Below are 4,957 nucleotides of genomic sequence, written 5' to 3'. Positions count from 1 at the left end.
TGCCGGGGCGTTCCCGCAGCAATACGAACTGTCGGAATTTCAGACCCTTGCAAACTGTACCCTCGGGATGTCCGAAAACCCTACCATTGCAGCGCTGAACGGGCGGATTCGCGGCAACCCTGAAATGCCCGCTTTGGCCGATCGCATGCCGTCCGAGCCGCTGGTGGTCGCCCCATATGACAAGATCGGCAGCTATGGCGGCACGTTCAACGCGCTGTCCAACGCAACCGAGGCGGGCACATCCGATTTCATGTCTGTGCGTCACGTCAATCTGGTGCGCTATGCGGATGATTTGACCACCATCGTGCCCAATGTCGCGAAAAGCTGGTCGTGGAATGACGACTATACGCAGCTGACATTTGTACTGCGTGAAGGCCATAAATGGTCTGATGGCCAGCCCTTTGGTGCCGAGGATGTAGAGTTCTGGTACGAGAACCTTGCCCTTGATCCAAATGTAATCGAAAGCCCCAAGGATTATGTCTTGGCTGGTGGCGAGGCGATGACTGTCGATGTCATCGACGCGCAGACCGTGCGGTTCAACATGCCGTCGCCCAAGCCCGGTTTCCTTGCGCATTTCGCCAACCACTATGCCCAAGGTTTCCAGCCCAAGCATTTCCTTGGCCAGTATCATCCTGCGATCAACCCCGATGCCGACACATTGGCGCAATCTTTGGGGTTCGAAAATGGTTATGACCTGATCAAAGCCTATTATGGCAGCTCTGACTGGATGGACACGCCAACACCGATGCTGGCCCACCCGGACAAGGTCGCCAATCTACCCCTTGATGCGGCACCGACGCTGGAAAGCCACATCGTTATCTCGGAAACTACCGAGGGGCGCCAATTTGTCGCCAACCCCTACTTCTACATGGTCGATACTGCGGGCCACCAACTGCCCTACATCAACGAAATGGACGAAATTTTTGTCGGTGAAAGCGAAGTGCGTCTGCTGAAACTGGTCAACGGCGAAGTGGATTACAAAGCGCAAGCCTTGCAAATCGACTATGTACCGCTGCTGATGGAAAGCCAGGAAAAAGGCAGCTTTGTCGTTGATCTGAAACCTGACATCACGATGCCGACGTTTGCGTTTAACGTAACATCCGAAGATCTGGAAAAGCGCAAAGTCTTTGGTGATCTAAAGTTCCGCCAAGCGATGTCCGTCGCGATGAACCGTGACGAAATCAACGAGGTTGCGATGTTCGGTCTGGGCACGCCCCAGCAATATATCGGCTTTTCGCCAACGCCTTCGTTTGTGACACCGGAATGGGAACAGCATTACGCACAGTTCGACCCTGAAATGGCCAAGTCATTGCTGGATGAAATCGGCGTTGTCGATACAGACGGCGACGGCATGCGCGAATTGCCAAATGGTGATCCGCTGACGCTGAACCTACAGGTTGCCACACAAGGTATTTCGATCAAGATCGTCGAACTTGTCGGTCAAAGCTGGCGCGAAGTGGGCATCAACAACACGGTGAAAGAAGTCACGACCGACGAATACAGGTCGTCGCAATCGTCAAACCAGTTGGACGTGACGATGTTCGAGAAAAGCGTGCCTTTGGCCGTTGTTCTGGGCAATGGGGAAATCTTTATTCCGCCATATGACAACTACTTCAACATGCGCACCGCAATGCTTTGGGGGGAATATGTCGACTCTGATGGCGCTTCCGGTGTGGAACCGCCCGCCTATGCCAAAGAGATGATGGAGGACGTCAAAGCGTTTCAGGCCACGCAAGTCGGTACCCCTGAATCCGACGCTTTGGGGTTGAAATTGGTCGAAAACATGACCGGTAATTTGCTGTTCATCGGTACGGTGAAGGAACAAAAGCCGCTTTATTTTTCGGCAGCTTTGAAAAACGTCACACCGTTCAAAACAGCATCTTACGCCTATTACAGGACATATCCCTACCGTCCATCGCAGTGGTTTCTTGAAGAATAAACCCTGAGTGACCTTTTGTTGCGGGCCGCGCAGGTGGCCCGCAATTCACGACATAAAAGCGAACCCAAACGGGTCGTATTCTTTCACGGGGCGCACATCTAATGGTACAGTTTCTTCGGTTTGCGTTAATCCGCGCCGCACTTGCCCTTTTCACGCTGTGCCTTGTGTCATTCATTGTCTTTTCATTGATGGAGCTGGTGCCGGGTGACTGTGCCGAACGTTATCTTGCCTTCAAAAACAGCCAAGGCGCGCAGATTTCCATCGCTGATATCGAAGCCGAGCGCGTCCGCCTTGGCCTTGACCGCCCCTATCTTGAACGTTGGACAAGCTGGATCTTCAACGCCTTTCAGGGCGAATTCGGCGACAGTTGCATCCTGCGCCTCAACATCAATCAACTTTTGGGCCAAAAAGTCTGGCTGAGCATCGGCATTTGCCTTGGCTCGCTGTTCTTGGCGTATCTTATCGCCATTCCGGTAGGCATCATTGCTGCCACATCGCGCAATCCTTTCCTGAACAACGGTCTGCGTCTGGTCAGCTATCTGGGTCTGGCGTTGCCGAATTTTCTGCTGGCGTTGATGATCATGCTGTTTTCCACGGTGATGTTCGGGAACAGTCTGACGGGGCTATTCTCGCCTGAATTCAGGGACGCGGCATGGGATTGGGCCAAAGTAAAAGATTTCCTTGGCCATGTCTGGCTGCCTGTCTTCATCCTTGGCTGGTCTGCAACCGCCTTTGCGATCCAGACAGTGCGCGCCTTGATGTCGGATGAAATCAGCAAACTTTACGTGACTGCCGCCGCCGCACGCGGTGTGTCAGGACGGCGGCTGTTGATGCGCTATCCAGCGCGCCATGCGCTTAGTCCGATCATCAATTCGCTTGGCTTTGACTTGAACCGTATCTTCAATGAACTGCCTATCGTCGCATTGATCCTGACCCTGACCGAAGCGGGATCGCTGTTGATCGAAGCCTTGGCCCGGTCAAACGATCAACAGCTTGCGGGGGCTATCATCTTTTTCCTGACGGGCAGTATCGTCGCGATCAACTTTATCACCGACATCGCGCTGGCACTGGTCGATCCGCGCATTCGTCGCAGCATATTGGGGTAAATGATATGGCTGAACCCAATTTCTATGACGCCGCCGTGGATCAAACCGCCAAGGACGCCTATTTCACAGCGTCCCAAGGCCAGCTGATCTGGACCCGATTCAAGAAACAGAAGGCGGCAATGGTCGGGGCGTGGGTGCTGGTGATCCTGATCCTGTCCGGCATGTTTGCGCCTTTTTTGACCCCCTACGACCCGACCATTGCCGGCCGCGACAAAGATTACTTGAACGGCGCGCCCACCATCCCGAGCTTTTGCGACGACAATGGCTGTTCGCTGCGCCCCTTTATCTATGCGCTGGAACGTGAACGGTCGGCCAAGACCAATTTCAGGTGGGTCACCACGGTGAATACCGAAAAACGGCAATATGTTCAATTCTTCGTCAAAGGGTCAGAGTATAAATACTTTGGGATGACGTTCGACACCCATCTTTTCGGAATCGACGGCGGATACATCCACCTGTTTGGTACCGATTCCACTGGCAAGGATATCTTTTCGCGTACCTTCCATGCGATCAATACTTCGCTTGCTGTGGGGACGATCGGGGTGTTCATCTCTTTCGTGCTTGCCTTGATTATCGGGGGCATATCCGGGTTCTATGGGGGCTGGATCGACAGCTTTATCCAGATGGTGACGGATGCGGTGCGCACGATCCCCGCCATCCCGCTTTTCATGGCGCTGGCCGCGTTTATTCCAGATACCTGGAGCGCAGAGGAAAGGTTTTTCTTCATCTCGATTATATTGGGCTTCATCGGTTGGCCCACGTTGGCGCGACGGGTGCGCACGCATCTTCTGACCGAAAGAAATCAGGAATACGTGCTGGCCGCCCAGCTTTGCGGTGCCTCAAGCGGACATGTTATTCGCAAGCATCTGCTGCCCAGCTTCACCAGCTATATTATCGTCGATCTGGTGATTTCCTTCCCTTATATGGTGCTGTCTGAAACCGCGCTCAGCTTTATCGGGCTTGGCCTCAAGGATCCGGTGAATTCGCTTGGGGTCATGTTGCAAAACGTGACCAGCGCGGATGTTTTGCTGAATTATCAATGGTATTTCATTCCGGTGATCTTTTTCATCGTGCTTGTCATGGCATTCGTGTTTGTCGGGGACGGTCTGCGCGACGCGGCCGATCCTTATGGGGATACCAAAAAATGAGCCGCCTGATCGACGTTGAAAACCTGACCCTTCAATTCGACACCGACGAAGGCCGTGTCACTGCCGTCGACAACGTATCCTTTAGCCTTGAGGCAGGCGAGGTCATGGGGCTGGTCGGTGAGAGCGGGTCGGGAAAGTCAGTGACGGCCAAGTCCTTGATGAAGCTGAATCCCGGCAATGCGGTCTATGGCCCCGACAGCAAGATCACCTTGCATCTTGAAGACGGCCCTGTTGATGTTTTGTCACTGCAAACCGATCGAGAGATGAAAATCGTGCGCGGTGGGTCGATTTCATTGATCTTCCAAGAACCGATGGCCAGCTTTGCGCCTGCGATTTCTATTGGTGACCAGATGGTGGAACAGTTGTTGATCCACACCAGCTTTTCCAAAGCGCAGGCCAAAGAGCTGTCGATCGAAATGCTGGATCGCGTCGGTATTTCGGACCCTGGCACACGCTTTGGCCAATATGCGTTCGAATTGTCTGGCGGGATGCGCCAACGTGCGATGATTGCGATGGCGCTGTCGACCAAGCCCAAGCTGTTGATCGCTGATGAACCGACGACCGCACTGGATGTGACCATTCAGGCGCAGGTAATCGATCTGATGAAAGACCTTGTGTCCGAGTTCGGCATGGGGATTATTTTTATCACCCATGATCTGGGGGTGATTGCGCAGACCGCGGACAAGGTCGCCGTGATGTATCTGGGCCGTTTGGTCGAACAGGGCACAGTGCGCGATGTGATCCGCAAACCGGCGCATCCCTAC

The 4,957-nt window shown here is 53.8% G+C and carries 4 protein-coding genes; all 4 read left to right on the top strand.

The genetic code is table 11. The features are described 5' to 3' along the window. The coding region (locus ABYT07_RS18725; protein ID WP_372993542.1) for an ABC transporter substrate-binding protein at positions 1-1,939 on the top strand (1,939 nt) is incomplete at its 5' end. A gap of 101 nt (positions 1,940-2,040) precedes the next feature. Next, positions 2,041-3,045: an ABC transporter permease gene (locus ABYT07_RS18720; RefSeq protein WP_372993541.1), complete on the top strand. Its 1,005-nt coding sequence runs from the start codon at positions 2,041-2,043 to the stop codon at positions 3,043-3,045. A 5-nt stretch (positions 3,046-3,050) separates the two neighbouring features. Then, entirely contained in the window at positions 3,051-4,193 is a 1,143-nt protein-coding gene (locus tag ABYT07_RS18715; RefSeq protein ID WP_372993540.1) for an ABC transporter permease, read from the top strand. After that, a partial coding sequence (locus ABYT07_RS18710; RefSeq protein ID WP_372993539.1) for an ABC transporter ATP-binding protein occupies positions 4,190-4,957 on the top strand: 768 nt, incomplete at its 3' end. The genes ABYT07_RS18715 and ABYT07_RS18710, both read left to right, overlap by 4 nt.

It is taken from the genome of Sulfitobacter sp., from assembly GCF_041552635.1.
Classification (GTDB): Bacteria; Pseudomonadota; Alphaproteobacteria; order Rhodobacterales; family Rhodobacteraceae; genus Sulfitobacter.
Note: the sequence above shows the minus strand (reverse complement) of the source record. Positions and strands in the feature narration are given on the sequence as shown.

What these genes read in the sequence shown, in the direction of transcription:
- ABYT07_RS18720 (WP_372993541.1), top strand. Translation starts at nt 2,041, where the DNA reads ATGGTACAGTTTCTTCGGTTTGCGTTAATCCGCGCCGCACTTGCCCTT.
- ABYT07_RS18715 (WP_372993540.1), top strand. Translation starts at nt 3,051, where the DNA reads ATGGCTGAACCCAATTTCTATGACGCCGCCGTGGATCAAACCGCCAAG.